The organism is Gordonia sp. NPDC003376, assembly GCF_053589235.1.
The window spans coordinates 14,718-41,587 of record NZ_JBSFRM010000024.1 but is presented as its reverse complement, the minus strand read 5'-3'; the positions used below and the strand labels follow the sequence as shown (position 1 = coordinate 41,587).

31 protein-coding genes are annotated in these 26,870 nt (G+C 66.5%); 7 read left to right on the top strand and 24 right to left on the bottom strand.

Annotated elements, in window-relative coordinates:
* The first annotated feature begins 271 nt into the window (after nt 1-271).
* Entirely contained in the window at nt 272-1,669 is a 1,398-nt protein-coding gene (locus tag ACWDUA_RS20325) for a MinD/ParA family ATP-binding protein (protein WP_449752840.1), read from the top strand.
* Between the two features lie 57 nt (nt 1,670-1,726).
* Here ACWDUA_RS20325 and ACWDUA_RS20320 read toward each other — a convergent pair whose 3' ends face one another.
* Nucleotides 1,727-2,434: a DedA family protein gene (locus tag ACWDUA_RS20320; protein WP_449752814.1), complete on the bottom strand. Its 708-nt coding sequence runs from the start codon at nt 2,432-2,434 to the stop codon at nt 1,727-1,729.
* Between the two features lie 235 nt (nt 2,435-2,669).
* Here ACWDUA_RS20320 and ACWDUA_RS20315 point away from each other — a divergent pair, with 235 nt between their 5' ends.
* The 3 genes from ACWDUA_RS20315 (at nt 2,670) to ACWDUA_RS20305 (ending at nt 5,116) form a co-directional block, all read left to right on the top strand.
* A complete protein-coding gene (locus ACWDUA_RS20315) occupies nt 2,670-3,770 on the top strand; it encodes an alpha/beta fold hydrolase (RefSeq protein ID WP_449752813.1) in 1,101 nt (366 codons plus the stop codon).
* A 26-nt stretch (nt 3,771-3,796) separates the two neighbouring features.
* Complete coding sequence (locus ACWDUA_RS20310; protein ID WP_449752812.1) at nt 3,797-4,312, top strand: hypothetical protein; 516 nt, start codon at nt 3,797-3,799, stop codon at nt 4,310-4,312.
* 141 nt (nt 4,313-4,453) lie between these two features.
* Nucleotides 4,454-5,116 carry an NINE protein gene (locus tag ACWDUA_RS20305; protein ID WP_449752811.1) on the top strand — a complete coding sequence of 221 codons (663 nt, stop codon included), beginning with the start codon at nt 4,454-4,456 and terminating at the stop codon, nt 5,114-5,116.
* A 34-nt stretch (nt 5,117-5,150) separates the two neighbouring features.
* On the opposite strand, the gene truA is transcribed toward ACWDUA_RS20305, so the two are convergent.
* The 8 genes from truA to infA all read right to left on the bottom strand — a co-directional run bounded on the left by truA (nt 5,151) and on the right by infA (nt 9,910).
* Entirely contained in the window at nt 5,151-6,029 is an 879-nt protein-coding gene (truA, locus tag ACWDUA_RS20300; RefSeq protein WP_449752810.1) for a tRNA pseudouridine(38-40) synthase TruA, read from the bottom strand.
* Nucleotides 6,030-6,043: 14 nt separating this feature from the next.
* Complete coding sequence (gene rplQ / locus ACWDUA_RS20295) at nt 6,044-6,580, bottom strand: 50S ribosomal protein L17 (RefSeq protein ID WP_449752809.1); 537 nt, start codon at nt 6,578-6,580, stop codon at nt 6,044-6,046.
* Between the two features lie 61 nt (nt 6,581-6,641).
* Nucleotides 6,642-7,694 carry a DNA-directed RNA polymerase subunit alpha gene (locus ACWDUA_RS20290; protein WP_449752808.1) on the bottom strand — a complete coding sequence of 351 codons (1,053 nt, stop codon included), beginning with the start codon at nt 7,692-7,694 and terminating at the stop codon, nt 6,642-6,644.
* Between the two features lie 151 nt (nt 7,695-7,845).
* The gene (gene rpsD / locus ACWDUA_RS20285) at nt 7,846-8,451 is read right to left on the bottom strand and encodes a 30S ribosomal protein S4 (RefSeq protein ID WP_449752807.1); all 606 of its coding nucleotides are present in this window, start codon (nt 8,449-8,451) and stop codon (nt 7,846-7,848) included.
* A gap of 24 nt (nt 8,452-8,475) precedes the next feature.
* A complete protein-coding gene (gene rpsK, locus ACWDUA_RS20280) occupies nt 8,476-8,883 on the bottom strand; it encodes a 30S ribosomal protein S11 (protein WP_006338095.1) in 408 nt (135 codons plus the stop codon).
* Nucleotides 8,883-9,251 (bottom strand): 30S ribosomal protein S13, encoded by a 369-nt coding sequence (gene rpsM / locus ACWDUA_RS20275; protein ID WP_020790663.1) that lies wholly within the window; start codon nt 9,249-9,251, stop codon nt 8,883-8,885. The genes rpsK and rpsM overlap by 1 nt, the downstream gene beginning before the upstream one ends.
* Nucleotides 9,252-9,484: 233 nt before the next feature.
* Nucleotides 9,485-9,598 carry a 50S ribosomal protein L36 gene (rpmJ, locus tag ACWDUA_RS20270; protein ID WP_005207978.1) on the bottom strand — a complete coding sequence of 38 codons (114 nt, stop codon included), beginning with the start codon at nt 9,596-9,598 and terminating at the stop codon, nt 9,485-9,487.
* Nucleotides 9,599-9,688: 90 nt separating this feature from the next.
* The gene (infA, locus tag ACWDUA_RS20265; RefSeq protein ID WP_005170487.1) at nt 9,689-9,910 is read right to left on the bottom strand and encodes a translation initiation factor IF-1; all 222 of its coding nucleotides are present in this window, start codon (nt 9,908-9,910) and stop codon (nt 9,689-9,691) included.
* A 263-nt stretch (nt 9,911-10,173) separates the two neighbouring features.
* Between infA and ACWDUA_RS20260 the strand changes: the two genes are divergently transcribed.
* Nucleotides 10,174-10,578: a phage holin family protein gene (locus tag ACWDUA_RS20260; protein WP_449752806.1), complete on the top strand. Its 405-nt coding sequence runs from the start codon at nt 10,174-10,176 to the stop codon at nt 10,576-10,578.
* Nucleotides 10,579-11,199: 621 nt separating this feature from the next.
* On the opposite strand, the gene ACWDUA_RS20255 is transcribed toward ACWDUA_RS20260, so the two are convergent.
* A complete protein-coding gene (locus ACWDUA_RS20255; protein ID WP_449752805.1) occupies nt 11,200-12,045 on the bottom strand; it encodes an LLM class F420-dependent oxidoreductase in 846 nt (281 codons plus the stop codon).
* Nucleotides 12,046-12,287: 242 nt separating this feature from the next.
* On the opposite strand from ACWDUA_RS20255, the gene dtd reads away from it, so the two are divergent.
* Entirely contained in the window at nt 12,288-12,740 is a 453-nt protein-coding gene (gene dtd / locus ACWDUA_RS20250; RefSeq protein ID WP_449752804.1) for a D-aminoacyl-tRNA deacylase, read from the top strand.
* On the top strand, nt 12,740-13,576 hold the full coding sequence (gene fdhD, locus ACWDUA_RS20245; RefSeq protein ID WP_449752803.1) for a formate dehydrogenase accessory sulfurtransferase FdhD: 837 nt from the start codon (nt 12,740-12,742) through the stop codon (nt 13,574-13,576). The genes dtd and fdhD overlap by 1 nt, the downstream gene beginning before the upstream one ends.
* A gap of 130 nt (nt 13,577-13,706) precedes the next feature.
* Here fdhD and ACWDUA_RS20240 read toward each other — a convergent pair whose 3' ends face one another.
* The 14 genes from ACWDUA_RS20240 to rpsH all read right to left on the bottom strand — a co-directional run bounded on the left by ACWDUA_RS20240 (nt 13,707) and on the right by rpsH (nt 26,236).
* Complete coding sequence (locus tag ACWDUA_RS20240) at nt 13,707-14,777, bottom strand: ABC transporter ATP-binding protein (RefSeq protein WP_449752802.1); 1,071 nt, start codon at nt 14,775-14,777, stop codon at nt 13,707-13,709.
* A 126-nt stretch (nt 14,778-14,903) separates the two neighbouring features.
* Nucleotides 14,904-16,226: an ABC transporter substrate-binding protein gene (locus ACWDUA_RS20235; protein WP_449752801.1), complete on the bottom strand. Its 1,323-nt coding sequence runs from the start codon at nt 16,224-16,226 to the stop codon at nt 14,904-14,906.
* Between the two features lie 52 nt (nt 16,227-16,278).
* The gene (locus ACWDUA_RS20230; RefSeq protein WP_449752800.1) at nt 16,279-17,115 is read right to left on the bottom strand and encodes a carbohydrate ABC transporter permease; all 837 of its coding nucleotides are present in this window, start codon (nt 17,113-17,115) and stop codon (nt 16,279-16,281) included.
* Nucleotides 17,115-18,029 carry a carbohydrate ABC transporter permease gene (locus ACWDUA_RS20225; protein WP_449752799.1) on the bottom strand — a complete coding sequence of 305 codons (915 nt, stop codon included), beginning with the start codon at nt 18,027-18,029 and terminating at the stop codon, nt 17,115-17,117. The genes ACWDUA_RS20230 and ACWDUA_RS20225 overlap by 1 nt, the downstream gene beginning before the upstream one ends.
* 194 nt (nt 18,030-18,223) lie before the next feature.
* The gene (locus ACWDUA_RS20220; RefSeq protein ID WP_449752798.1) at nt 18,224-20,305 is read right to left on the bottom strand and encodes a bifunctional lysylphosphatidylglycerol flippase/synthetase MprF; all 2,082 of its coding nucleotides are present in this window, start codon (nt 20,303-20,305) and stop codon (nt 18,224-18,226) included.
* A gap of 157 nt (nt 20,306-20,462) precedes the next feature.
* A complete protein-coding gene (map, locus tag ACWDUA_RS20215; protein WP_449752797.1) occupies nt 20,463-21,260 on the bottom strand; it encodes a type I methionyl aminopeptidase in 798 nt (265 codons plus the stop codon).
* Nucleotides 21,261-21,414: 154 nt separating this feature from the next.
* Nucleotides 21,415-21,969 (bottom strand): adenylate kinase, encoded by a 555-nt coding sequence (locus ACWDUA_RS20210; RefSeq protein WP_449752796.1) that lies wholly within the window; start codon nt 21,967-21,969, stop codon nt 21,415-21,417.
* Complete coding sequence (gene secY / locus ACWDUA_RS20205) at nt 21,966-23,282, bottom strand: preprotein translocase subunit SecY (RefSeq protein ID WP_449752795.1); 1,317 nt, start codon at nt 23,280-23,282, stop codon at nt 21,966-21,968. Before secY ends, ACWDUA_RS20210 begins: the two co-directional genes overlap by 4 nt.
* Nucleotides 23,283-23,557: 275 nt before the next feature.
* Complete coding sequence (gene rplO / locus ACWDUA_RS20200) at nt 23,558-23,998, bottom strand: 50S ribosomal protein L15 (RefSeq protein WP_449752794.1); 441 nt, start codon at nt 23,996-23,998, stop codon at nt 23,558-23,560.
* The gene (rpmD, locus tag ACWDUA_RS20195; RefSeq protein WP_449752793.1) at nt 23,998-24,180 is read right to left on the bottom strand and encodes a 50S ribosomal protein L30; all 183 of its coding nucleotides are present in this window, start codon (nt 24,178-24,180) and stop codon (nt 23,998-24,000) included. The genes rplO and rpmD overlap by 1 nt, the downstream gene beginning before the upstream one ends.
* A 3-nt stretch (nt 24,181-24,183) precedes the next feature.
* Nucleotides 24,184-24,834 (bottom strand): 30S ribosomal protein S5, encoded by a 651-nt coding sequence (gene rpsE, locus ACWDUA_RS20190; RefSeq protein WP_449752792.1) that lies wholly within the window; start codon nt 24,832-24,834, stop codon nt 24,184-24,186.
* Nucleotides 24,835-24,877: 43 nt separating this feature from the next.
* Nucleotides 24,878-25,282, bottom strand: coding sequence for a 50S ribosomal protein L18 (rplR, locus tag ACWDUA_RS20185; protein ID WP_449752791.1), 405 nt, complete (start codon nt 25,280-25,282; stop codon nt 24,878-24,880).
* A gap of 3 nt (nt 25,283-25,285) precedes the next feature.
* Nucleotides 25,286-25,822, bottom strand: a complete 537-nt coding sequence (gene rplF / locus ACWDUA_RS20180; RefSeq protein WP_449752790.1) for a 50S ribosomal protein L6 — start codon at nt 25,820-25,822, stop codon at nt 25,286-25,288.
* 15 nt (nt 25,823-25,837) lie between these two features.
* Nucleotides 25,838-26,236 carry a 30S ribosomal protein S8 gene (rpsH, locus tag ACWDUA_RS20175; protein ID WP_449752789.1) on the bottom strand — a complete coding sequence of 133 codons (399 nt, stop codon included), beginning with the start codon at nt 26,234-26,236 and terminating at the stop codon, nt 25,838-25,840.
* Nucleotides 26,237-26,870 lie beyond the last annotated feature (634 nt).

Genomic DNA, 26,870 nt, shown 5'->3' with positions numbered 1-26,870 from the left:
GTGGGTCCTGATGATGCCACAATTCCGGCAACCCGGCCGGATTCCATCCACAACCGATCGCCGCACGTGAACCGGGCATTCGTGGGTAGACTCCGCTCCCATGTCCGCCCGGCACCGCCAGACGGGGACCATCGGACACCTGCACAGGGGGGACCACATGCATCCAGATCGAATCGACCCACATCCGGCTCCCGACGCGACCCATCGGGGACACGTTCCCCCCGAGCCGGTCGCCGACCCTCGGGCCCCCGCCCCGGCGCCACCGCCGTGGCTGCAGTTCGCCGCACCGACCGCACCCGAACCGCTGCCGCCGGTACCCGGTGCAGCATCCGCCCCGACCCCTGCGACGGGCGTGGCCCCCGACCCCGCTCACGATCTCCCGCCGGCGCCGATCCCGTCCCCCGCCGCAACGACGAACCCATTGATGACGGATACCGTTGTGCCACAGCTCGGTTCGGTTCCTGTCCGGACGGAGACTGCGTCGAATCCGGGCGCGTACCCCACCTTCCCACCCGGTGTGGGAACGCCGCTCCCGGAACCACCACCGCCCGGTGCCCCGTACACGGCCGCGACACCGGCACCGGCACCGGCACCGGCACCGACCACGTTCCCGTTCCCGCCGGCAGCGCCCCCGATGGGCGAGACGCCACCGATGCCACAGCACTTCGGCGCACCGCCGTCGGCCGCACCACAGCCGTTTCCGGCCAACGGTTTCGGGCATCCTGGCCCCGCGCTCGACGACGTCGCCCTGCTCCGCAAGGCCCGTCGCGCCCCGGCCCGCGGGTGGCGTCGCGCCGTCCACACCTTGTCGGCCGGCGCGATCAACCCCGGCGACTCGTCCACCGAGTTGCGCTATCAGCAACTGCTGGAACGGCTTCGGCGTCCGGTCCGCGGGGACTATCGGATCGCGGTGCTGTCGTTGAAGGGTGGCGTCGGCAAGACCACGACAACCGTCGGCCTCGGCTCCACCTTCGCCTCGCTCCGTGGTGATCGCGTGATCGCCGTCGACGCCAACCCCGACCTCGGCACCCTGGCCCAGCGCATCCCGCAGCAGACCGCCTCGACGGTGCGGGATCTGCTCGCCGACGGCAACGTCTACCGCTACAGCGACGTCCGCGCCCACACCTCGCAGGCGCCGAGCCGGCTGGAAGTTCTCGCCTCCGAACGGGATCCGGCGATGGCCGAGGCCTTCAGCGAGGAGGAGTACCGCGGCGTGATCGGCATTCTGCAGCGGTTCTACAACATCATCGTCACCGACTGCGGGACCGGACTCTCCCACAGTGCGATGAACGGCGTCCTCGACCTCGCGAACGCGATCATCCTGGTCTCCTCCCCCGCGCTCGACGGCGCCCGCAGCGCGTCGGCCACACTCGACTGGCTCGAGGCGCACGGGTATTCCCACCTGGTGTCGCGGGCGGTCGTGGTGCTCAGTTCATCCCGCGCGGGTGCCTCCACCATCGACGTCGACCAACTCGCCCAGCACTTCCTGACCCGGTGCCGTGCGGTCCAGACCATCCCGTTCGACGATCACCTGTCCGAGGGCGCCGACGTCGACCTCGAACTGGTCGGCAAGGGCACCCGGCATGCCTTCGTCGAGCTGGCCGCCATCATGGCCGACGACTTCGCACCCACCGGTCACCGGCACCCGGAACCGCTGGTGAACCAGTGACCGGCGGCCACACCCGCGACCGTGGGCACGGACGGTGAACGACGGTCCCGGTGAGCGTCAGTCGCGGCCGGTGCGACCGTTGTCGGCGGTCGACTCCGGCCCCGGGCCTGCGGACGCGTCGGCGGCGTCAGCGGCCGCGGCGGCATCGGCGCCGCGTGTTCCGCGCCGACTCCGCAGCCAGCGGCGGCCCATCGCGATCCCCATCGGCACGACGACGGTGAACACCGAGGCGATGATGAACACCTCGAGGTGGTCACGGATCAGTGGCACCTGGCCGAGGAAGTAGCCGAGCATCACGATGCCCGCCGCCCATACGACGCTGCCGAGCACCGAGAACAGCGTGAACACCCGGTAGGGCATGCCACTGAAACCGGCGAACAGCGGGGTGAGCGTGCGGACCACGCCGATGAACCGTCCGAAGAAGACCGTCAGCGGTCCATATCGCTCGAAGAACCGATGGGTGCGCTCGACATACTCCGGCCCGACCGCCCGCATCATCCTGCCCTCCACCACACTGCGGCCGACACGCCGGCCGATGAAGTACCCGCATTGGTCGCCGAGCACGGCGGCGGCCGGGACAAGGATGCACAGCCACCAGACCTCGGTGAACGGGTTCGGCTGTGCAGCAAGGACTCCTGCTGTGAACAGCACGGAATCACCAGGGAACACGAAGCCGATCAGCAGACCGGTCTCGACGAAGATCAGCACACACAGGCCGATCAGGCCGCCGGTCGCGAGGAACGAGTCGATGTCGAACGGATTCATCACCGTCCAGCCTAGGGCTTCTGGACGGCTGTCCCACTCCGGGTCGTTCAGTTCGCCCGGACGTCACCCACAGGCAACACGACGGGCGAAATGTGCCCACCTGGGGTTTACTCAAGGGTAAAGATCCGTCGGATTCCAACACCGATCGGATCCACCGCACGACAGGGAAGCCGGACGGTCCACCCGGCGACCTGTCCCCCGATGGCCACATCACAGCGCCGTGAGCAAGGAGTCGATGATGACCGGACCCCGACATCCCGTGCCGCCGACCCGTTCGATCCCGACCGGCGGGACCTCGACGCCCAACCTGCGCCCGGTCTCCGACACCGAGGTCCGGGTCGACTATCACACCATCCACGGATATCGACGCGCCTACCGCATCGCCGGCAGCGGACCGGCGCTGCTCCTGATCCACGGCATCGGCGACAACTCGTCCACCTGGAACGAGATCATCCCGATGCTCGCCCAGCACTACACCGTGATCGCACCGGATCTGCTCGGCCACGGACTCTCCGACAAGCCGCGCGCCGACTATTCCGTCCCGGCCTTCGCCAACGGCATGCGCGATCTGCTGGTGGTCCTCGGGATCAGCAAGGTCACCGTCGTCGGTCATTCACTCGGCGGCGGTGTCGCGATGCAGTTCTGCTATCAGTTCCCCCGGTTCGTCGAACGCCTCGTGCTCGTCGCCGCCGGCGGCGTGACCCGCGAGGTCAACCCCGCGTTGCGGGCGGCCACCCTGCCGGTGGTCAACGAGGTCCTCACCCTGCTCCGGATCCCCGGCGTGATGCCTGCGCTGCGCGGGATCGCCGGTGCCCTCGTGTCCCTGCCGCATGTCCCCGGCGTACCCCGGTCGCTCTCACCGCGCCGGGCCCTCAACGACCACGAGGACCTCGTCCGCGTACTCGGTGATCTTGCCGACCCCCACGCATCGGCGGCGTTCATGCGAACCCTTCGCGCCGTCGTCGACTGGCGGGGGCAATCGGTGACGATGCTCGACCGGTGTTATCTGACCGAACGACTCCCCGTGTTGTTCATCTGGGGCGACGAGGACACCGTCATCCCCTACGAACACGCCCTGATCGGGCATGCCGCCATCCCGCACTCCCGGCTGCAGACGTTCCCCGGCGCCGGTCACTTCCCCTTCCATGACGATCCCGAGCTGTTCGTGCAGGTGGTGACCACTTTCCTGGAGCAGACCGACCCGGTGGTCTTCGACGCGCGTCATTGGCGTGAGCTCATGTCGACCGGCGGTCCCCGGCCCGAGGAATTCGTCGGCGACGACGACACCGTGGAGGCCGTGCTCGACGCGATCGAGGACGAACGTTCCGCCACCTGATACGGCATTCGTGCGACGATGAGCCGATGAGTGGCCCGTTCCCGCACGAGCACGACCCCCAGCGGCTCCCGCCGGACCTGACGAAGCACGCACCTCCCGGTCCGCCGCCGGCCCCGGGATATCCGACACCCGGTTACGGCATGCCTGCCTACGGACCGCCACCCACGCCCGGGATGGGTCCGGGGGCGGCCGGTCCGGCGCTGGTGGTCATCGGCGACATCACCTGCACCCAGACACATGTGATCACGCCGTCGGGGACCTTCCCCATCGCCGGGACACAGTGGTCGGTGCTGGACATGTCTCGGACGAGCGAGGAGATCTCGCAGACCGGCATCATCCTGGCCCTCGTCGGCTTCGTGTTGATCTGCGCGCTGAGTCTGCTGTTCCTGCTGATGAAGGAGACCAAGACCACCGGGTACATCCAGGTGACGGTGCACGGCCACGGCATCACCCACGTCACCAACATCCCGGCCCTCAACGCCGGCGCGATGTTCGACATCAGCAACCGCGTACAGTACGCGCGCACCCTCGCCGCCGCCTGACCACGACCGCCACGCCGCTTGGGTCCGGCTGCACGGGCGAGGATCCTCCGGAGCTCATCCGATGCGGATCCCGGCCGTCGGAGTCGACCGGACAACCGACGGAGCCGCCGATTCACTTCCGTACGTGAGAAGATGGCCGTCATGAGCTACCAGCCGAACCCTTACGGCACACCCGATCCGTATGGCAACCAGCCCGGATACGGATCCCAGCCGGGCCAAGGATCCCAACCCGGATACGGATCGCAGCCGGGGTACGGATCGCAGCCGGGGTACGGATCGCAGCCGGGGTATGGCTCTCAGCCCGGTTACGGCGCACAGCCCGCCTACGGCGCGGAATCGGGGTACGGGGCGCAACCGGGGTACGGGGCGCAGCCCGCCTACGGCGCCCAGCCGGGCTACCCCGCGGCCGGCTACGGCACCCCCGGGTATCCGGGCTACGGATACGGCCCGGACGTCGACCCGGCCACCGGTGAGCCGCTGTCGGACAAGTCCAAGGTCACCGCCGGTCTCCTGCAGTTGTTCCTCGGTGGATTCGCCGCCGGGCGCTTCTACATCGGCGACATGAAGATCGCCTCGATCCAGCTCGGTCTGAACGTCCTGTCCTGGGTCCTGTTCATCCTCGGCTTCGTCTTCATCGGCGTCTCGAGCACCAACAACTCCGACGGTGGCGCGGTGTTCGGCGTGCTGCTGGTGTTCGTGGGGGTCGCGGTCATCTTCGCGGTCAGCATCTGGGTGCTGGTCGACGCGATCATGATGTTCACCGGCAGTGTCCGGGACGGACAGGGTCGCAAGCTCCGAGGCTGATCCCCCCGACGCTCCCGGTCACCCGGGGCGTCCGTCACCCGCCGCAGCAACCGCCGGTGGAGGTACGGACGTCCCGGGTGATCTCGTTTCGGGCTGCGAGCTCGCCTGCGGCCGGGTAGTCCACGCCCACCAGACACAGACCACGTGCCTCGGCGACCGGCACCCTCGAGTTGCGGGTGCGCTCGGTGAGCAGCGCGTGACACCAGTCGACGTCGCGGCGCCCGTCGCCGACGCAGGCGACCGCACCGACCAGCGAGCGCACCATCGACCAGCAGAACGCGTCGGCACTCACCTCGCCGACCAGCACGCCGTCGGCGTCGCGGGTCCAGGCGAAGCGCTGGAGGTCGCGGATGGTCGTCGCACCCTCGCGTCGCCGGCAGAACGCGGCGAAGTCGTTGAGCCCCAGCAGAGTCTGGGCCGCCGCGTTCATCGCGTCGGCGTCGAGCCGGTGTCGCCAGGCGGCGGTGATCCGGGCGACGGTCGGCTCGGCACCCCAGCGGGTGTCGGTCAGCCGATAGCGATAGTGACGGCGCAACGCCGAGAACCGCGCGTCGAAGTCGGTGGTGACGGTGGTGACGGCCTTGACGCGCACGTCGTCGGGCAGCATCTTCGCGAGTCGGCCGACCAGCGTGGACGGGTCCCCACCGATCGAGCGGGTCTGCAACGCCGCGGCCGGCACGTCGGCATGGCACACCTGCCCGGTGGCATGCACGCCGGCATCGGTGCGGCCCGCCACGGTCAGCCGGACCGGGACCCGCAGCACCGTCGACAGCCGGTCCTCGAGGGTCTCGCACACGGTGCGCTGTGAGGTCTGACGGGCCCACCCGGCGAAGTCGGTGCCGTCGTACCCGATGTCGAATCGCAGACGAACGAACCCGCCGTCACCGGGTGTGGTGACGGCGGGTTCGGTCATGCGTGTGTCCTCGCTCAGTCGTCCGACTTCTTCTCGTCGGCAACCTCTGCGGGGGCCTCGTCGGCAGCTGCCTCGACAGCCTCGGCCTCGACGGCCTCGGTCTCGGCCTCTGCGGTCTCGGCTGCGGCGGGGGCCTCCTCGACCTGCTTCGACGCGGCGACCCGGTTGGCGCGGTTGGCCTCGGTGGCCACGGTCGACCCGGTCACCAGCTCGATCACTGCCATCGGGGCGTTGTCGCCCTTGCGCGGCAGGGTCTTGATGATGCGGGTGTAGCCGCCGTTGCGCTCTGCGAAGCCGGGGCCGATCTCCTCGAACAGCGAGTGGACGACGTCCTTGTCGCGGATCACCTTGAGCACCTCACGCCGGTTGGCCAGCTTGCCGGCCTTGGCGTGGGTGATCAGCTTCTCGGCGTACGGGCGAAGGCGCTTGGCCTTGGCCTCGGTGGTGGTGATACGGCCGTGCTCGAAGAGCGAGGTGGCGAGGTTCGCCAGGATCGCCTTCTGGTGGCTGGCCGACCCGCCGAGGCGGGCACCCTTGGTGGGCTTGGGCATTGTCTTCTCCTAGAAGGGACTCACGATCTCACGACCGGAAGTCAGGGTATTGGCGAGCGCCTTACAGCTGCTCGGTCTCTGCGAAATCCTCGCCGGTGTCGCCGTCGAACGATGCATCGTCCGACCACGTACCGGTGGCCGGGTCGTAACCGGCGACCTGCGACGGGTCGAAGCTGGCCGGGCTGTCCTTGAGGGACAGTCCGAGCGCGTGCAGCTTGACCTTGACCTCATCGATCGACTTCTGCCCGAAGTTACGGATGTCGAGCAGATCCGACTCGGTCCGTGCGACCAGCTCGCCGACGGTGTGGACACCCTCGCGCTTGAGGCAGTTGTACGACCGCACGGTCAGATCCAGATCCTCGATGGGCAGGCTGAACGATGCGATGTGATCGGCCTCGGCCGGCGACGGTCCGATCTCGATGCCCTCGGCCTCGACGTTGAGCTCCCGGGCGAGTCCGAAGAGCTCCACCAGGGTCTTGCCCGCCGACGCCAGCGCGTCACGCGCGCTGATCGAGTTCTTGGTCTCCACGTCGAGCACCAGACGATCGAAGTCGGTGCGCTGCTCGACACGGGTGGCCTCGACCTTGTAGGTCACCTTGAGCACCGGAGAGTAGATCGAATCGACCGGGATACGGCCGATCTCGGCACCCGACGCCTTGTTCTGCACGGCCGGCACGTAGCCGCGGCCCCGCTCGACGACGAGCTCGATCTCGAGCTTGCCCTTGTCGTTGAGGGTCGCGATGTGCAGATCGGGGTTGTGCACGGTGACACCGGCCGGGGGCACGATGTCGGCGCCGGTGACGGTGCCCGGACCCTGCTTGCGCACGTACATGGTGACCGGCTCGTCCTCTTCGGAGCTCACCACGAGGCCCTTGAGGTTCAGGATGATGTCGGTGACGTCTTCCTTCACACCCGGGACGGTGGTGAACTCGTGCAGGACCCCATCGATCCGGATGCTGGTGATGGCAGCGCCCGGGATGGAGCTGAGCAGGGTACGACGCAGCGAGTTGCCGAGGGTGTAGCCGAAGCCGGGCTCGAGCGGTTCGATGACGAACTTCGACCGGTTGTCGGCGAGGATCTCCTCGGACAGGGTGGGTCGCTGTGAGATGAGCATTTTCGCGTTTCTCCTTGTGGCCGCCCGCTATTTGACGGCCTAGAAGTGGACCGAGCAGCTGTTGCTGCTGGTTGTCGGTGTAGTCCCCCGATCCACCCGTCGCGTGCGCGTGGGCTTCTCGGGTTACCCGAGGGCCAGAGCCCTCGTGGGACTACTTCGAGTAGAACTCGACGATGAGCTGCTCGGTGAGCGGGACCTCGATCTGGGCGCGCTCGGGCACGTTGTGCACGAGGATGCGCAGGGTCGAGGGGACGACCTGCAGCCAACCCGGGACCGGACGATCGCCGACGAGCTCCTTGGCGATCTGGAACGGGGTGGTGGCCAGCGACTTCGGACGGACATCGATGATGTCGTACTGGCCGACGCGGTAGCTGGGGACGTCCACCTTCACACCGTTGACGGTGAAGTGACCGTGGCTGACCAGCTGACGGGCCTGGCGACGGGTACGGGCCAGACCGGCGCGGTACACGACGTTGTCCAGACGGGTCTCGAGGATGCGCAGCAGCTCGTCACCGGTCTTGCCGGAGCGGCGGTTGGCCTCTTCGTAGTAGCGGCGGAACTGCTTCTCGAGCACGCCGTAGGTGAAACGTGCCTTCTGCTTCTCCTGCAGCTGGAGCAGGTACTCGCTCTCCTTGATCCGCGCGCGGCCGTGCTGGCCGGGCGGGTAGGGGCGACGCTCGAACGCCTGGTCGCCGCCGATCAGATCGACGCGCAGACGACGGGACTTCTTTGTTGCGGGGCCGGTATAACGAGCCATGTTTCTCTATTCCTCCCTTTCCCGCTAGACCCGACGCCGCTTGGGCGGCCGGCAACCGTTGTGCGGCTGCGGGGTGACATCAGAAATGGTTCCGACCTCGAGGCCGGCGGCCTGCAGCGACCGGATGGCGGTCTCACGACCCGAGCCCGGGCCCTTGACGAAGACGTCGACCTTCTTCACGCCGTGCTCAGCGGCCTTGCGCGCAGCGTTCTCGGCCGCGAGCTGAGCCGCGAACGGAGTGCTCTTGCGCGAGCCCTTGAAGCCCACGTGACCCGACGACGCCCAGCTGATGACGTTGCCGTTCGGATCGGTGATCGAGACGATGGTGTTGTTGAACGTCGACTTGATGTGCGCGTTACCGTGCGGGACGTTCTTCTTATCGCGACGCCGTGCACCCTTCTTGGGGCCTGCGCTACGTGACTTCGGAGGCATTACTTCTTCTTCCCGGCGATGGTCTTCTTCGGGCCCTTACGAGTGCGGGCATTGGTCTTGGTGCGCTGTCCGTGGACCGGCAGGCCACGACGGTGGCGCAGACCCTGGTAGCAACCGATCTCGATCTTGCGACGGATATCGGCCTGCACCTCGCGACGCAGGTCACCCTCGACCTTCACCGAGGCCTCGATGTATTCGCGCAGCTTGGCGACATCGGCGTCGGTGAGATCCTTGGCGCGCAGGTCTGCGGACAGACCGGTACCCGCCAGGATCTCCTTGGAGGTGGTACGCCCAACTCCATAGATGTAGGTCAGTGCGATCTCCAGCCGCTTCTCGCGGGGGAGATCCACACCAGCAACACGTGCCATGTGGCATTCCTTCTTGATCTCAGAGGTCTGCTCCCGGTCCGTCCTGCTCCGATGGCCAGACCGTGATGTCTGGCGTGGCAGGCTCCGGCCTCTGAACCGGAGGTGGGCGGCGACCCGTCTGTCGACGCTGGTGCCGGGAGGGCTTCACAAAGTTCTGTTCAGCTCTGATGCGTATTCAGTTGTCCACTGTTTTCACTTGTGGTGTTTCACCAAGCGATCTGGTGTGGGTGTGCTCAGCCCTGACGCTGCTTGTGGCGCAGGTTCTCGCAGATCACCATGACCCGGCCGTTGCGGCGGATCACTTTGCACTTCTCACAGATCGGCTTGACGCTCGGCTGAACCTTCACGTCAATCTCTCCTGTTGTCGCCCACAGGGCACGACCTCACGACCGCTCCCTGCAGGTGTGGTTTCCCGAACCGGTTGGGCCGGGAGGTTCTTACTTGTAGCGGTAGACGATCCGCCCACGACCGAGGTCGTAGGGCGACAGTTCCACGACGACCCGATCCTCGGGCAGGATGCGGATGTAGTGCTGCCGCATCTTGCCGCTGATGTGGGCGAGCACCTTGTGACCGTTCTCCAGCTCGATGCGAAACATCGCATTCGGCAGCGGCTCGATCACCCGACCCTCGACCTCGATGGCCCCGTCTTTCTTCGCCATGTCCTCCGCGATCCTGGTGACGCCGCGACGTCACCCGGTTGAATCCGTACGTTTCCGTTACTGTGTTGGCACGCCTGGGCGTCACCGGCAGGCCCGAACGGCCCCGGTGACCCGGACCCATGACACGCACATACCGGCGCGCAGTGCGCACCGACGTTCGATCTTACGCGAACTGCGGGAACAGTCCAAACCGGCACGATCGACCCACTCCGAGTCGACACAGGAGCGTGGTCGGCGCCACATCCACTGGCAGAATATTGCGCATGCGCGCCTTCCTGATCCGCACCGTGTTCACCGGCCTGTCGCTCTGGATCGCCACGTTGATCGTCCCGGGTCTGTTCTTCGTCTGGGATGTCGACGACGCCACCTGGCAGAAGGTGGGCATCGTCTTCTTCGTCGCGCTGGTCTTCGGCGTGATCAACTCGTTCATCAAGCCGATCGTGCAGATCCTGTCGATCCCGCTCTACATCCTCACGCTCGGTCTGATCCACATCATCATCAATGCACTGATGATCGAGCTGACCTCGTGGTTCACCCGCAACACCACCGGCTGGGGCCTCGAAGTGGACAGCTTCTGGTGGTCGGCGGTCTTCGGCGCCATCGTCATCTCGGTGGTCGGCTGGCTGATCGCCCTGGTGATGAAGGAACCCGAGGTCTATCGGGCCTGACCGGTCCGCCCGATCGGTGGATTCACGCTCAACCACCGAAAACACACGGCTCAACCAGCCTGCAACCGAGAGACCCTCATCGATGATCGATCAGGACGTTGTCGCGAAGCGACACCGACCGGCCGTCGAGATCCGGTGAGACTCGCTGGTCCGCACCCACCTCCGAGGTGGCCGCCCACCGACGTCGGCCGACGGAGGTTTCGACACGCCTCGTCGCTGCGCTCCTCCTCGGCTCAACCATCGAAAACACACGCCTCGTCGCTGGGCGGATTCAAGGGGTCAGCGCAACACACGCCTCGTCGCTGCGCTCCTCATCGGCTCAACCATCGAACACAACCGTCTCGTCGCTGACCCCGTGAATCCGCCCTGCGCTCGTCATCGGCTCAACCTGACTCCGCCGATCCGGGTGGAAGAATCCGGGCCCGATACGGCGCCGGAAGCACGAGATGCCCTTGTCCGAGTGTGAGAATCAGACTTGTCGAAGGTTCGATCCACACACAAAGAAAGGGCATCTCGCAGATGCCATCTTCGCACACATCACCGGTGAAGTCCGCATCCGTCGAGACCCCTGCCCCGGCGACTCGCCGGCCGGAGCAGCGACGTCCGGCCGGAGCGGTTCGGTCAGATCGCCCCGAGAATCCTGGCGATGTCGATCGTCGGGGTCTGCGACCCGAGCACCTGGATCGCGACGTGGTCGGCCCCGGCGGCGAGGTGGGCGTCCACCTGACTCCGGACGGCGACGTCGTCACCGTGCGCGACGAGCGCGTCGATCAGGTCGTCACTGCCCCCGTCGGCGATGTCGGCATCGGTGTAGCCGAGCCGTTTGAGGTTCGACGTGTAGTTGCGCAGGTGCAGGTAGGGGTTGTCGACCGGCGGTCGACCGACCTTGCGCGCCGCGACCGGATCGGTGTCGAGCACCACCTTGTGCTCGGGTGCCAGCAGCACCCCGTCACCGAGGGTCTCGCGCGCGACCCGAGTGTGTGCCGGCGGCGTCAGATACGGGTGGGCACCCAGCGCCCGGTCGGCGGACAGGCGCAGCATCTTGGGGCCGAGCGCGGCCAGCACCCGGCGCAGCGTGGGCACGCCCTGGGCGTCGAGCACGTCGAGGTAGGCGTTCACCGCGGCGTACGGGGTGGTGTACTCGGCGGTCGCCTCCGGGTGTCCGGCACCGATCCCGAGATAGAAGCGCCCCGGGAAGTCGCTCTCGAGGGCATGGAACTCGCCGGCGATCGTCGCGGCGTCGGTGTTCCAGATGTTGACGATCCCGGTGGCCACGGTGATGTGTTCGGTGGCCTCGAGTACCTTGCGAACCGGCTTCAGATGCTGTGGCGATCCACCGAGCCAGATGGTGCCGACACCCAGGTTCTCGAACTCGGCGGCCTGGTCCGGGGAGAACTGCCCCCACCCGCCCCAGACGCCGTGGGTTCCGAATCGTTCGACATGTGCAGATCGGTCGGTCGTGGACACGTGAATCCTCCCTGTGATGTCACCGCACGACTCCGCGTCCCGGAGAATTCCCACAGCGAGTACGCCCGGGTGTGAAGTCCGTGGTGTGTGCGTTTGGTGTGCGTCGAGGTCGCCCCTCGCCTCACCCTGGCCACGCTACCCGCGGATCGCGGTCACTCCCCTGGCCGCGACCGTTCGCCCCCGACCGGTGCCCGTCGTCGGCCCGGCACCTACGCCCCGGCCCCACCTGGCATGCTGGACCGGTGCGTGCGGTCATCCAGCGAGTCACCGAGGCCAGCGTCCGGGTCGACGGCGAGGTGGTCGGTGCCCTCGACATCGCTCCCGGCGGGCACGGGCTCGTCGCCCTCGTCGGCGTCACCCATGACGACACCTCGGATTCGGCGGCCACCCTCGCCGACAAGATCTGGCGGTTGCGGATCTTCGGCGGGGCCGACGGCGGACCGGAGCGTGCCGCCGCCGACCTGGGCGCTCCGATCCTGGTGATCAGCCAGTTCACCCTGTACGCCAACACCGCCAAGGGCCGACGACCGTCGTGGAACGCGGCCGCACCCGGCCCCGTCGCCGAACCCCTCGTCGACGCCGTCGCCGCCGCGCTGCGCGATGCCGGTGCACAGGTGGCCACCGGGCGTTTCGGCGCCCACATGGAGGTCGACCTGGTCAACGACGGCCCGGTGACAATCCTGTTGGAGGTCTGATGGGCCGCGTCACCGCCCGTCGCCGTGTGGTCCGCATCCGACGCGGGACCGAACCCACCACACGCGCCGACACCCTCGCGGGCGAGGAACCACTGGAGATCCGGATCGGTGGGCAGTCCTTCACCGTCACCATGCGCACGCCCGGCAACGATGTGGATCTCGCGGCCGGATTCCTGGTGTCCGAGGGCATCATCGCGCGCGCCGACGACCTCGTCACCGCCCGGTACTGCGCCGGGACCGACGCCACCGGCGCCAACACCTACAACGTCCTCGACGTCGCCCTCGCCCCGCACGTCACGCCGCCCGAACCCAACCGGTCACTACCGGCGAGCAGCGCCTGCGGAGTGTGCGGCAAGGACAGCATCGATGACGTCGCAGTCCGTTCACGGTTCGACCTCGGCGCCGACGACATGCGTGTGGACGCCGCGACGGTTCTGGCGCTACCGGATCGACTTCGCCAGGGGCAGAAGACCTTCGACAAGACCGGCGGGTTGCACGCAGCCGGGTTGATCGATGCGGCCACCGGCGAGATGCTGGTGATCCGCGAGGACATCGGACGCCACAACGCAGTGGACAAGGTGATCGGATGGGCCCTGGCGCGGGACCTGCTGCCGCTGCGCGGCCACATCCTGCAGGTGTCCGGACGGGCCGGATTCGAGCTCGTGCAGAAAGCGGTGATGGCCGGCATCCCGATGCTGGCGGCGGTGTCGGCACCGTCGTCGCTGGCCGCCGATCTGGCCGACGAACAGGGCCTCACCCTGGCCGGCTTCGTCCGCGGCGAGTCGATGGTGCTGTACACCCACACCGAACGCGTCACCGACATCACCGTCGCCTGACCGCACCGTCTCCCGTCGACCGGGCGCCACATCGCATCGACCGGGCACCCCAACACGTTCACCGGACACCACATCCCGTCGACCGGGTACCGTCCCCACGACCGGTTGCAGTCACCACCGCCGGGACACGTCAGATGTCGAACCGCTCCCCGGACTCGGTGTCGAACCAGTGCAGTTCCCGAACGACCGGTGTCAGGCCGATCTCCTCGCCGACGACGAACTCCTGACGATGATCGGCGCGAACGACGATGCGGCCATGTCGGATCGCGGCGTCGGCGGTGCAGTACACGAACTGCTCGGCCCCGAGTTCCTCCACGAGGTCGACCTGTGCGGTCACCGCACCCGGACCCACCGGCCCGAGTTCCCACGCCTCGGCGCGCAGCCCCACCGTCGTGCGGGCCGGCGCACCGGTCGGCAGCGGCACCTCGACGCCGGCGAATGATGCTGTGCCGGTCGAGGTGTCGGCGTCGACCAAACACATCTGCGGAGTCCCCATGAACCCGGCGACGAACATGTTGGCCGGTCGGCGATAGATCTCCCGTGGGGTCCCGACCTGCTGCAGCACACCACGATCCAGGACGGCGACACGATGCCCCATCGTCATCGCCTCCACCTGATCGTGGGTGACGTAGAGCGTGGTGGTGCCGAGTTCGCGTTGCAGGGACGCGATCTGGGCGCGCGTGCCGACCCGAAGCTTGGCGTCGAGATTGGACAACGGTTCGTCCATGCAGAACACCTGCGGGCGCCGCACGATCGCCCGTCCCATCGCGACCCGCTGACGCTGTCCGCCGGACAGTTTCGCGGGCTTACGGTCCAGAAAGGCCTCGAGTTCGAGCATCCGGGCGACCTCGGCGACGCGGGCAGCGGTGTCGGCCTTGGACATCCCGGCATTGCGCAGGGCGAAGCCCATGTTCCCCGCGACGGTCATGTTGGGATACAGCGCATAGTTCTGGAAGACCATCGCCACGTCGCGTTCTTTGGGCGCCATCCCCGACACGTCGCCGGCGTCGATCAGGATACGGCCCGACTCGATCGACTCGAGTCCGGCGAGCATGCGCAGCGTGGTGGACTTGCCACACCCGGACGGTCCGACGAGCACCATGAACTCGCCGTCCCCGATGTGCAGGTCGAGGGCGTCGACGGCGGGCGGCATGTCGTCGGCGAATCGGCGGGTCGCCGCATCAAAGGTCACTGAGGCCATGAGATCTCTCGAATCCTGCTCTGTCGCACGGCGCTGTCAGCCGGCGCCGTGTCACGGGATGGGGTGATGATCACCGGGGAACGATCCGATCGGATCGTTCCCCGGGTCATCGACTTCGGTGGCCGATCAGGCCGGCAGCTTGGGCTTGATCTGGCCGTCGTAGATCCGCTGCAACTGCTGCTGGACGTCGCCGAGCGCTTTGGTCACATCGGCGTTCTGCAGCCCGATCTGCTCGTAACCCGTACCGATGATCTTGTCCGCACCGGGCAGGAACACGCGCGCGTAGTCCTGCGACCTGGTGTTCGGCAGCTGTTCGATGGCGGTCGTGAAGTTCGGGTTCTTCGCCAGGAACGCCGCCATCGACGGATCGCTCGCCGCGCCGGCGCGGACCGGCATGTAGCCGACGTTCTGCGAGAAGTACGAGGTGTTGGCGGTATTGGTGATGAAGTCGATGAACTTGAGCGCGTTGACCTTCCGCTCATCGGAGATCTTGGCCGGGATGGCCAGGCCCGCACCACCCGTCGGGCAGCCCTTCACACCGTTCGGCGCCGGCAGGAACGCGGTGCCGAAGTCGAACGAGGCGCCCTTGGTGATGCCGGAGAGGTCACCGGTCGACGCGATGGTCGAGGCGATGATCCCCGCGCTGAAGTCGGCGGCGATGTCGTTGGAGATCGCTGCGTACCTGTCCTTGTTGATCGAATCCGACAGGTACTGTGCCGCCTGGATCGTCTTGGGATCGGTGAACTTCAGCTCCCACTGATCGGAGTACGCACCGCCGAAGGTCCAGGTGGGTCCCTCGAAGGTCCAGCCGAGGTAGTCGGTGGCGTTACCCCACCCGTGCGCCTGCTTACCGGAACCCACGACCTGCTGGATCTTGGGGCCCCACTCGCCGAATTCCTGCCAGCTCGCCGGACCGCGGTCGGGCAGACCGGCTTTGGACCAGACGTCCTTGTTGTAGTAGAACAGCGGGGTCGAGCGGGCATACGGCAACGCCCAGTGCTGGTTGTTCCACTCGTAGTCGGCGACCAGCGAGGCGACGTACTCCGAGGTGTTCACCCCGGCCTTGCCGAAGAGGTCGTCGAGCGGCGAGATCGCGCCCATCAGTGCGAAGTTGAACCACCACACATCCGACAGCACGACGATGTCGGGCACCGATCCCCCCGACAGTGCCGCGTTGAACTTCTGCGCGACCTCTTCGTAGTTCTTGCCACCGTCGACCAACTGCACCTTGATGCCGGGATTGGCGGCCTCGAACCGGCTGATCAGTTCTTTCTCCACATCCCCGGACTTGCCCGGGTGGTTCGACCACCAGGTGAGGTTGCCGGCGTCGCCGCCACCGGACGACGAGGAGGAACCGCCGTCGCCGGACCCGGCGCACGCGGCCAGGGTCAGGCCGGCGGCCGCTGCGGCGGCCGCGGTGAGGAACCCGCGACGCGAGATGTCGGTCATGCTGTCATACCCCTTTTGTGGTTGTTGTCGAGATACGTTGTGCCCGAGGCGGTCAGCCTTTGACCGCTCCGGAGGTCAGGCCCTTGATCATCTGACGTTGCAGCACCAGGAACACCACCAGAATCGGTAGCATCGCCAGCACGGTCGCAGCCATCACCGGGCCCCAGTTGGTGACACCGTCGTTGTTCTGCAGCTGGGTCAGACCCACCGGCAGGGTGGCCACGGAGTAGTCGTCGGCCATCAAGAACGGCCACAGATATTCGTTCCACTCGTTGACCAGGGTGATGAGCGCGAAGGCGACCATCGTGGGGATCGAGATCGGCAGCACCACCCGCAGCAGCAGCCGCAGGTGACCTGCACCGTCCATCCGCGCGGCCTCGATGATCTCGCCGGGGATGGACAGAAAGTGGTTGCGCATCAAGAAGGTCCCGAATGCCACCCCCGCCAGCGGCACGATGATGCCGATGAAGGTGTTACGGAAACCGAGTTGCGCGACCAGCGAATAGTTGGTGATCACGGTGATCTGGTTGGGCACCATCAGGGCCGCGATGATCACGATGAACACCACGTTCTTGAACGGGAACCGGAGGAACACCAGCCCGTAGGCGCTGAGCACTCCGAGCACGAACTTCACCACGGTGAGGATTCCCGTGACGATGATCGAGTTCCGGAGGAACTGCCAGAATGGCACCGATGTCGTTGCCTCCGTATAGTTCTCGGGATGCCAGGCGGACGGCCACCAGATCGCGGGCTGGACGTAGATCTCGGAGCGGTCCTTGAAGGACGCCAGCACGATCCACACCAGCGGCAGGGCCACGACGAGCACCACCAGCAGCATTGCGACGTAGCCGCAGACGATGGCGATCCGTGACCTGGTCGACGTGCTCATCAGCCCTCTCGATCCATGAACCGCACCTGCGCGACGGTGATGATCAGCAACACGAGGAACATGATCGTCGCGACGGTGGCGCCGTAGCCGGCACGGAAGTTCCGGAACGACTCCTCGTACACCTGATAGACCATCGTGGTGGTGCCGTTACCGAGCGGCCCGCCGCGGGTCATCACGTTGATGATGTCGAAGACCTGCAGCGAGTTGAGCATCACCGTGATCGACAGGAAGTAGGTCGTGGGGCGCAGCTGCGGCAGTAGGACGCGCCGGAAATGTGTTGCGGGACCGGCCCCGTCGATCTTCGCGGCCTCGTCAAGGTCACTGCGTCGGGCCTGCAGCGCGGCGAGGTAGATGACGAAGGTGTAGCCGATGTTCTTCCACAGGTAGGTCACCGTCACCATGAACAGCGCCCAGTGCGGCTGCTGGTAGAAATCCGGCGCCGCACCGAGCCCGAACCGCGACATCAGGTCGTTGATCAGGCCGAAGTGCGGATCGAAGACGAACTGGAAGGCGATGCCCACCGCGGCGCCGGAGATGACGAACGGAGCGAAGATGGTCGACCGCACCAGGTTTCGTCCCCTGAGCGCACGATCGAGCAGCAGCGCGAGCGCCAGCCCGATCACCATGCTGCCCACCACCGCGAACAGCGTGAAGATCACGGTGTTCGAGACGATCGTCCAGGTGTCCGAGCGGGTCGCCCATTCACGATAGTTCGCCCAGCCGATGAACGTGGCGCCCGGTGACGAGATGTTCCAGTCGTAGAACGACATCCGGATGTTCTCGATCAGCGGACGGTAGGTGAACACCGCCAGCAGAATGAGATTCGGGCCGACGATAGCGAGGAACAACGCGTAGGTACGCCACGGACGTCGTCGCCCCGCTGGGGGCAGTACATGTTCGGTCACCGCAGGCACTCGGGGGAGTATTCAGCCCGATTCGTACGCCTTGCGAACGATCCGGTGGCGTTCCGGTGACCAGCCGTCGACGGATGCGTGCGCGCGCACCCCACGCCAGGTGACCCACTGGTGACCAACAGGATTCGACGTCGTCGGTGGTGCTCGGCCGGCCTCGGCGCCTCGCACTCGGAGCAGACGACGCCGGCGCCGGGTCAGTCCTCCTTGGCGGAGGCGGCCAGCCGGAGCAGTTGCCCCGCGGTCGCATCGGGCAGATACGCCCGCGACACCGCCAACCCGATCCGGGGAAGATCCGACTCGTCCCGGAACGCGAGATACACCGGCTCGTACCGGGGGTTGAACTTCTTCTTGAACGTGTGCAGCGACCGGAATCCGTAATACGGTTCCAGCGCTTGCCCCAACGCGTCGAGCAGGTTGTCCAGTGGTTCGGCGTCTGATTCCCCGGTCCGTGCCAGCGGCGCCCCCGACAACGAGATGAACTGGGCACCCTCGTCTTTGAACGCCACCGCCGACGACGCGATCAGATACTCCACCACCGGTCCGAAACCATCGGTGCGCCGACGCATGATGTCGAGCGTCCAGCCCGCGACATCACCGCCGGGTGCGAACACCGGCAACCACGACAGCACCCCGTGCACATTGCCGTCCGGGTCCACCGCGAGGGCCACCCGCACCTGCGGGTCCATCGCCTCCTCGACGCTGCCGAGAGTGAATCCCATCTCGGGAAGCCCCTTGTCCCCGACCCATTCCTCGGAGATCGCGCGGACCTGGGTGCGGACAGCGAACGACTCCTCGGGCAGGACGACCATCCGCATCGAGATGTCCTGCTTGGCCGCCTTGTTCATCGCCGACCGCACGTGTTGCCATGGTTTGCCCTTGAACTCCAGGTCCGGCAGGTCGACGATGGTGTCCTCGGCGATCTGGATGCTGAGCCATCCGCGATCGGTGATGATCTCCGATGTCTCGCTGCCGATCGAGAACCAGCAGGGTGTGGCGCCCGATCTCTCGGCGAGGTCGACGAAGGCGTCCACCGCGGCGCGCCGCCGGTCCGGTGCGCAGACCGGATCGGCCAGCGCGAGAAGCGTTCCGACGTGAGGCTGATAGGTCACCACCGACCGTCCGTCGTCGGTGAACAGGTAGTGGTTCCCGGGCCACGTCGTCATCCACGACATCGTGCCGCCGCCGAACTCCGCCAGCAGCGCCCGCACGTGGTCGACCGGCTCGTTCTCCACCTCACCGGCCGATGTCCCGATGTGCCGCACCCGCCACGGCACCGCGAATGCGAACCGCCCCGGGATGAGGATCGCCAGCACCAGCCCCCACAGCAGCGTCGTACCGACGGTCACCGCGCCTCGGGTGTCGACGTCGGTGAACGCCACCAGGGCGATCACCACCGTGGTCACGATCACGTTGAGCGCACCGAGGATCACCGCCACCCACCACGCCCAGCGCTTACCGCGCCGGAGCTGGTCGGCGATCAGGAGATTGATCACCAGACCGATCAGCATGGTGAACACCGATTCGTCACCGGCATCGGTCGGGCCCAGTGGTCCGCTGCCCGGGAACAGGAACACCATCAGGTTGGCGCCCGCGATCACCACCAGCGACGCACAGCCGAGCATCCGGACCTCGCGGCGGGTCCGCGGCACATATCCGTGTTCGTTGACCGCGAAGAACTTCTCGCCGACGATCAGCATGATCACCGCCGCGAGAACATATTCCACCGAGGCAAGCGTGCCCTGGAACAAGAAGACGATCGCGACGACAGAACCCAGCAGCACCCGCACGCGCAGCCGCCACGGTGAGCGGATGGTTGCCGAGGCGACCGCCACTGCCGACACCACCAGTGCTCCGACCCCCGTCGCCCGGGTGTCGGCGAGCTGGTCGGCCCAGCGCCACGAGGTGAATCCCGAAGAGAACAGCCACACCAGGGCGACGGTCAGCAGGCACGACACCACATGCCCACCGACGCCGACGAGGATCGCCTTCACGGTGCCGAGTTGCCATTCGGCCCAACCCATTCCGATCGCGACCACTGCGACGAAGACCAGGTACAGCCAGGGTCCGGGTTCGACGACCACCGAACTGAGCGGAGTCCACCATCGGCCCTCGCGGAGGGCGGGCAGTCCGAACGCCACGTCGCGATACCAGGATTTGTCCGAGGCCCTTCCCCACAGCGATCCGGTCGCCACGCCCACGACCACCAGCGTGAGGATCAGCGCAAAGGTGAACGGCAGCCGACGCGCGGCTTCACGCCAGGACACATGAAGGTGCATGAACAACACTACGACGCACACGCCGTCGGGACGCCCGGTTGGACCGTGATCGGTCCCGAATTCGTCGACGACGTCGTGGATCCGTTGCCGTACGCGTGAACCGGCGTGGACGACGGGCCGGTCCCGACCCCTGCAGGTGTTCGGCCCCTCGCGGGTGTCAGGCCCCGGCGGGTCGCGGTGTCAGGATTCGGGGGCCGTCGGCGGTGACCGCGAAGGTGTGTTCCCAGTGTGCGGCGCGGGTGCCATCGTCGGTGACGACGGTCCAGTCGTCGTCGAGGACGGAGGTGTCGCAGGTGCCGAGGGTGAGCATCGGTTCGATCGCCAGGGTCGAACCGATCACCAGGTGCGGCCCCTTGCCGGGTGCGCCCTCGTTGGCCAGGAACGGGTCCATGTGCATCTCGCGGCCGATGCCGTGCCCGCCGTAGCCGTCGACGATGCCGAAGGACCGGCCGAACTTCCGTTCGGCGTCATGTGTTCCGTTCTCGATCGCGTGCGAGATGTCGGTGAGTCGGTTGCCCTCGATCATCGCGGCGATACCCGCCTCCATCGACAGTCGCGTGGCCTCCGACAACTCGGCGTCGTCCTGGGTGAGCGCGCCCACACCGAAGGTCCAGGCGGAATCCCCGTGCCAGCCGTCGAGGATGGCGCCGCAGTCGATCGACACGAGGTCGCCCTCGGCGAGCACCACGTCGGCCGACGGGATGCCGTGCACCACCACGTCGTTGACCGACGAGCAGATCGAACCGGGGAACCCGTGATAGCCCTTGAACGACGGCACGGCGCCGGCCTCGCGGATGACGGTTTCGGCGACCTCGTCGAGGTCGAGTGTGCTCACACCCACCTTTGCGGCGTCGCGGACGGCGACGAGCGCGGCACCGACGATCGCGCCGGCTGCGGCCATCGCGTCGAGTTCGCCTGCGCTGCGGAAAGGTACGCGCTTCTTACGGAATCCCATGTCCAACCCCTAGAGCAAATAGGACGCCGGGCCACACCGATCGATCGGTGTGGCCCGGCGTCGGGAGATCACTGTGGTGGTGTCTCGCGAGGGTGGTGTCTCCCCATTCGTCTGCCGGCCGCAAAGAACCGCGCAGGGAGGGAGACACGGCCCCCTAGGAGACGCCCGCCCCGAGAGCGCTCAGCACGCGCTGGTGCACATCGTTGATGTCGCCGACGGCGTCGATGGTCTTGACCTGATCGCCGTAGTAGTCGAGCAGCGGCGCGGTCTCCGACTGGTACACCGACATGCGGTTGCGGATGACGGCCTCGGTGTCGTCGGCGCGACCGCGGGAGAGCATCCGCTCCACCACGACGTCGGCGTCGACGACGAACGACAGCACGGCGTCGAGGGATCCGCCGGCGTTGGCCAGGATGTCCTTGAGGGCATCGGCCTGCTCGGTCGAGCGCGGGAAGCCGTCGAGGATGAAGCCCTTCGCGGCATCCGGCTCGGATACGCGGGCGCGGACCATGTCGACGGTGATCTCCGACGGCACGAGGTCTCCGGCGTCGAGGTAACGCTTGGCCTCGATACCGACCGGCGTTCCCTGTGAGATGTTCGCGCGGAACAGGTCTCCGGTGGAGATGTGCGGGATGCCGAGCGCTTCGCTCAGCAGTTCCGCCTGGGTACCCTTACCTGCTCCGGGGGGGCCGAGAATGACAAGTCTCACTTCAGGAATCCTTCGTACTTGCGTTGCATCAATTGACTGTTGATCTGCTTCATGGTGTCCAGACCCACACCGACCATGATCAGGACGGCCGTGCCCCCAAATGGCAGGTTCTGTACACCACCGCTGTTCCCGATCTCGAGGAACAGGTTCGGCAGTACGGCGATGATACCCAGGTAGATGGAGCCTGGCAGGGTGATGCGGCTCAGCACGTATCCGAGGTAGTCGGCGGTCGGCTGACCGGGGCGAATTCCTGGGATGAAGCCGCCGTACTTCTTCATGTCATCGGCGCGTTCTTCCGGATTGAAGGTCACCGCCACGTAGAAGTACGTGAAGAAGATGATCATCAGGAAGTAGACGATGATGTAGACGTAATTGCTCGGGTCGGTCAGGTACGTCTGCACCCACAGCTGCCATCCGTTGGGCGCGTCCGACCCTCTGGTGAGCTCCACGATCAGCTGCGGCAGATACAGCAGCGACGATGCGAAGATCACCGGGATGACGCCGGCCTGGTTGACCTTGAGGGGCAGATAGGTCGACGATCCGCCGTACATCTTGCGGCCGACCATGCGCTTGGCGTACTGCACCGGGATACGACGCTGACCCTGCTCGATGAACACCACGCCGACCACGATGATGAGCGCGGCCAAACACACGAGGGCGAAGACGAGACCACCGCGGCTGGTCAGGATGGTGCGACCCTCGGCGGGGATACGGGCGGCGATGCCGGCGAAGATGAGCAGCGACATACCGTTGCCGATGCCGCGCTCGGTGATCAGCTCACCGAACCACATGACCAGGCAGGCGCCGGCGGTCATGACGAGCACGATGATCGCCAGTCCGAAGATGGACTGGTCGTTGAGCGGCTGGTCACAGTTGGACGGGAGCAGGTTTCCGCGGTCGGCGAGGGCGACGATGCCGGTGGCCTGCAGCAATGCGAGCGCCACCGTCAGGTAGCGGGTGTACTGCGTCATCTTGGCCTGGCCGGACTGGCCTTCCTTGCGCAACTGCTCGAAGCGCGGGATGACCACGGTCAGCAGCTGCACGATGATGCTCGCCGTGATGTAGGGCATGATGCCGATCGCGAACACCGACAGCTGCAGCAGCGCGCCGCCGGAGAACAGGTTGATCAGCGAGTAGACCTGGTTGCCGCCACCGCTGTTGAGCGTGTCGAGGCACTCGTGGACGACCTTGTAGTTCACTCCCGGTGACGGGACCGTCGCACCCAGTCGATAGAGCACGATGATGCCGACGACGAAGAGGATCTTCTTCCTCAGATCGGGCGTCCGAAAGGCCGCGACGAGGGGGGAGAGCACTAATTCCTCCTTGGACGACCACGCATCAGGGTCACCGGGATCCCGGTTGCACGTGCTCGGCTATCGACGTTGATCGGGTTGCTGGGCAACACCGTGTGAAACTCTAACAGCCGCCGGATCGGTGCCGGTCAGACGGACGCTGTGACGTCGTCGTGTTCCGACGATCGCACGACGTCCGCGCGGCGACCGGCCTCACCGATGACGACAGAACACCGAAGTCCGCAGTGGGGACGATTGCTCGCCTCCCACTGCGGACCCGGCACATATCGGTTGTGTCAGAGCTCGGTCACGCTGCCACCGGCAGCGGCGATCTTCTCTTTGGCCGAAGCGGTGAACTTGTCGGCGGTGACGTTGACCGCCACGCCCAGCTCGCCGTCGCCGAGAACCTTCACGAGCTGGTTCTTGCGAACCGCACCCGCGGCGACGAGCTCGTCGACGCCGATGGTGCCGCCCTGCGGGAGCAGCTTCGCGATGTCGCCGACGTTGACGACCTGGTACTCGATCCGGTTGCGGTTGGTGAAGCCCTTGAGCTTCGGCAGCCGCATGTGGATCGGCATCTGGCCGCCCTCGAAGCCGGCGGGGACGTTCTTGCGGGCCTTGGTGCCCTTGGTGCCGCGACCGGCGGTCTTACCCTTGGAGCCCTCACCGCGACCCACACGGGTCTTCTCGGTCTTCGCACCCGGCGCGGGGCGCAGGTGATGGAGCTTGATGGTCATTACTTAACCTCTTCGACTGTCACGAGGTGCCGCACCACGTTGATGAGGCCGCGATTGACCGCATTGTCCTCGCGGGTGACGCTCTTGCGGATGCCCCTCAGTCCGAGGGTCCGCAGGCTGTCACGCTGGTTCTTCTTGGTACCGATGGTGCCCTTGATCTGGGTGATCTTCAGCTCGGCCATGGTTTAGACTCCCTGCCCTGCGCGCGCCCGGAGCATGCCCGCGGGAGCGACGTCTTCGATCGGCAGACCACGACGTGCGGCGACCTCTTCCGGACGCTGCAGCATCTTCAGGGCTGCCACGGTCGCGTGGACGACGTTGATGGCGTTGTCCGAGCCGAGGCTCTTGGCGAGCACGTCACGCACACCGGCGCACTCGAGCACGGCGCGCACGGCGCCACCGGCGATCACACCGGTACCCGGGCTGGCCGGACGCAGCATCACGACACCGGCAGCTGCCTCGCCCTGGACCGGGTGGGTCACGGTGCCGCCGATCAGCGGCACGCGGAAGAAGTTCTTGCGAGCCTCTTCGACGCCCTTCTGGATCGCGGCCGGAACTTCCTTGGCCTTGCCGTAGCCGACGCCGACCATGCCCTGGCCGTCACCGACCACCACGAGGGCGGTGAAGGAGAACCGGCGGCCACCCTTGACCACCTTGGAGACGCGGTTGATCGCGACGACGCGCTCGAGCTGGTTGCGATCCTGGTCGCGACCACCACGGTCACCGCCGCGACGGTCGCGGCCACCGCGACGGTCGTTGCGATCGCCACCGGCGTTCGGGTTGTTGTTGTCGTTACCGGCGGGTCCGTTTCCGCCGTCACGCTGACGTCCGGGCATCAGAGGTTCCCTCCGGTCATGTTGGTGAAGATAAGAGTGGTCATCAGAAGCTCAGGCCTCCCTCACGGGCGGCGTCGGCGAGCGCGGCGATCCGGCCGTGGTACTCCTTGCCACCACGGTCGAACACGACGGCCTCGACACCGGCGGCCTTGGCGCGGGCGGCGATCAGCTCGCCGACCTTGCGGGCCTGCGCCGACTTGTCACCACCGGCAGCGCGGACGTCGGCCTCGATGGTCGACGCGGCAGCCAGGGTCTTGCCGGCCAGGTCGTCGATGACCTGCACGTGGATGTGACGGCTGGAACGCTTGACGGCCAGGCGCGGACGCTCAGGCGTGCCGGAGACCTTCTTGCGCAGGCGGAAGTGACGACGGGTGGTCGCGGTGCGACGACGGGTCGAGACGTCCTTGCCGAGGGGCTTGCGATCGTTCTTGGTTGCGGTATCACTCATGGCTTACTTACCCGTCTTTCCGACCTTGCGACGGATCTGCTCACCCTCGTAGCGAATGCCCTTGCCCTTGTAGGGGTCCGGACGACGCAGGCGGCGGATGTTCGCCGAGATCTGGCCGACTTGCTGCTTATCGATACCCGACACCGAGAACTTGGTGGGCGACTCGACGGCAAAGGTGATGCCCTCGGGAGCCTCGATCGGCACGGGGTGGCTGTAACCGAGCGCGAACTCGAGGTCCTTGCCCTTGGCCTGGACGCGGTAGCCGACACCGAAGATCTCCATCTTCGTGGTGTAGCCCTGCGTGACGCCGGTGACCAGGTTGTTCACCAGCGAACGGTTCAGGCCGTGCAGGGCACGGCTGCGACGCTCGTCGTTGGGGCGGGTCACCACGATGGCGCCGTCTTCCTGGGCGACGGCGATCGGCTCGGTGACGGCGTGGGTGAGCTCACCCTTGGGTCCCTTGACGGTGACGTTCTGACCGTCGATGGAGACGGTGACACCAGCCGGGATCTGGATCGGGTTCTTACCGATACGTGACATGTGTTGCTACCTCCCTTACCAGACGTAGGCGAGGACTTCGCCGCCCACACCCTGGTTGGCTGCCTGACGATCGGTGAGCAGACCGGACGACGTGGAGATGATCGCCACGCCGAGGCCGCCGAGGACCTTGGGCAGGTTGTTGGACTTTGCGTACACACGCAGACCCGGCTTGGACACGCGACGCAGACCGGCAATGCTGCGCTCACGGCTGGGGCCGTACTTGAGGGAGACGATGAGGCTCTTGCCGACCTCCGCGTCCTCGACGCGGTAGTCGGTGATGTAGCCCTCACGCTTGAGGATCTCGGCGATGTTCACCTTGATCTTCGACGAGGGAAGAGTCACCTCGTCATGGAACGCCGAATTGGCGTTACGCAGACGCGTCAAGAAGTCTGCGATCGGGTCAGTCATGGTCATGGTTGACCGTCAACCTTTCTCGTAGCGGTTCCCATACAACGCAGCACGGGGATGCGAATCCCTGACCTGCGGTGGGCCTTCCACGAAGTGGATAGTTGTATCTGAAGGTTCTCGTCGCCGGTGCCCTTGGCTTTTCGCCGGCACCGGAGACTATTCAGTTGTGTCCCGAGCACCTGAAGTGCACAGGCAACCGCTCTAGTGTAGAGAACACCGAGCTCAGGACCAAATCGGCGCCCCACTCCCCCGACGCAAACCGGTCGCCACGCGCGGCACGCCGCGTTGCCCCGCACCCCATCGGCTCGACCAGCGTCCGAAAGCCCCTCCGATGGTCGAGCCGGGACCGAGCATCGCGAGGACCCGAGTCGAGACCCCGCAACCCGACAATGTCGCCAACCACCTCGAAGGTTTCGACACACCTCGTCGCTGCGCTCCTCAGCAGCTCAACCACCAAACACACACGCCTCGTCGCTCCGCTCCTCAGCAGCTCAACCACCGTTCGTTGGTGGTCGAGCCGGGACCGAGCATCGCGAGGACCCGTGTCGAGACCCCGCAACCCGACAATGTCGCCAACCACCTCGAAGGTTTCGACACACCTCGTCGCTGCGCTCCTCAGCAGCTCAACCACCAAACACAC

Bases quoted from the DNA above. Each gene is read 5' to 3' on its own strand.
- ACWDUA_RS20320 (WP_449752814.1), bottom strand. From the start codon at position 2,434: ATGAATCCGTTCGACATCGACTCGTTCCTCGCGACCGGCGGCCTGATC.
- ACWDUA_RS20315 (WP_449752813.1), top strand. From the start codon at position 2,670: ATGATGACCGGACCCCGACATCCCGTGCCGCCGACCCGTTCGATCCCG.
- ACWDUA_RS20310 (WP_449752812.1), top strand. From the start codon at position 3,797: ATGAGTGGCCCGTTCCCGCACGAGCACGACCCCCAGCGGCTCCCGCCG.
- ACWDUA_RS20305 (WP_449752811.1), top strand. From the start codon at position 4,454: ATGAGCTACCAGCCGAACCCTTACGGCACACCCGATCCGTATGGCAAC.
- truA (WP_449752810.1), bottom strand. From the start codon at position 6,029: ATGACCGAACCCGCCGTCACCACACCCGGTGACGGCGGGTTCGTTCGT.
- rplQ (WP_449752809.1), bottom strand. From the start codon at position 6,580: ATGCCCAAGCCCACCAAGGGTGCCCGCCTCGGCGGGTCGGCCAGCCAC.
- ACWDUA_RS20290 (WP_449752808.1), bottom strand. From the start codon at position 7,694: ATGCTCATCTCACAGCGACCCACCCTGTCCGAGGAGATCCTCGCCGAC.
- rpsD (WP_449752807.1), bottom strand. From the start codon at position 8,451: ATGGCTCGTTATACCGGCCCCGCAACAAAGAAGTCCCGTCGTCTGCGC.
- rpsK (WP_006338095.1), bottom strand. From the start codon at position 8,883: ATGCCTCCGAAGTCACGTAGCGCAGGCCCCAAGAAGGGTGCACGGCGT.
- rpsM (WP_020790663.1), bottom strand. From the start codon at position 9,251: ATGGCACGTGTTGCTGGTGTGGATCTCCCCCGCGAGAAGCGGCTGGAG.
- infA (WP_005170487.1), bottom strand. From the start codon at position 9,910: ATGGCGAAGAAAGACGGGGCCATCGAGGTCGAGGGTCGGGTGATCGAG.
- ACWDUA_RS20260 (WP_449752806.1), top strand. From the start codon at position 10,174: ATGCGCGCCTTCCTGATCCGCACCGTGTTCACCGGCCTGTCGCTCTGG.
- fdhD (WP_449752803.1), top strand. From the start codon at position 12,740: ATGGGCCGCGTCACCGCCCGTCGCCGTGTGGTCCGCATCCGACGCGGG.
- ACWDUA_RS20240 (WP_449752802.1), bottom strand. From the start codon at position 14,777: ATGGCCTCAGTGACCTTTGATGCGGCGACCCGCCGATTCGCCGACGAC.
- ACWDUA_RS20235 (WP_449752801.1), bottom strand. From the start codon at position 16,226: ATGACCGACATCTCGCGTCGCGGGTTCCTCACCGCGGCCGCCGCAGCG.
- ACWDUA_RS20230 (WP_449752800.1), bottom strand. From the start codon at position 17,115: ATGAGCACGTCGACCAGGTCACGGATCGCCATCGTCTGCGGCTACGTC.
- ACWDUA_RS20220 (WP_449752798.1), bottom strand. From the start codon at position 20,305: ATGCACCTTCATGTGTCCTGGCGTGAAGCCGCGCGTCGGCTGCCGTTC.
- map (WP_449752797.1), bottom strand. From the start codon at position 21,260: ATGGGATTCCGTAAGAAGCGCGTACCTTTCCGCAGCGCAGGCGAACTC.
- rplO (WP_449752794.1), bottom strand. From the start codon at position 23,998: ATGACCATCAAGCTCCATCACCTGCGCCCCGCGCCGGGTGCGAAGACC.
- rpmD (WP_449752793.1), bottom strand. From the start codon at position 24,180: ATGGCCGAGCTGAAGATCACCCAGATCAAGGGCACCATCGGTACCAAG.
- rpsE (WP_449752792.1), bottom strand. From the start codon at position 24,834: ATGCCCGGACGTCAGCGTGACGGCGGAAACGGACCCGCCGGTAACGAC.
- rplR (WP_449752791.1), bottom strand. From the start codon at position 25,282: ATGAGTGATACCGCAACCAAGAACGATCGCAAGCCCCTCGGCAAGGAC.
- rplF (WP_449752790.1), bottom strand. From the start codon at position 25,822: ATGTCACGTATCGGTAAGAACCCGATCCAGATCCCGGCTGGTGTCACC.
- rpsH (WP_449752789.1), bottom strand. From the start codon at position 26,236: ATGACCATGACTGACCCGATCGCAGACTTCTTGACGCGTCTGCGTAAC.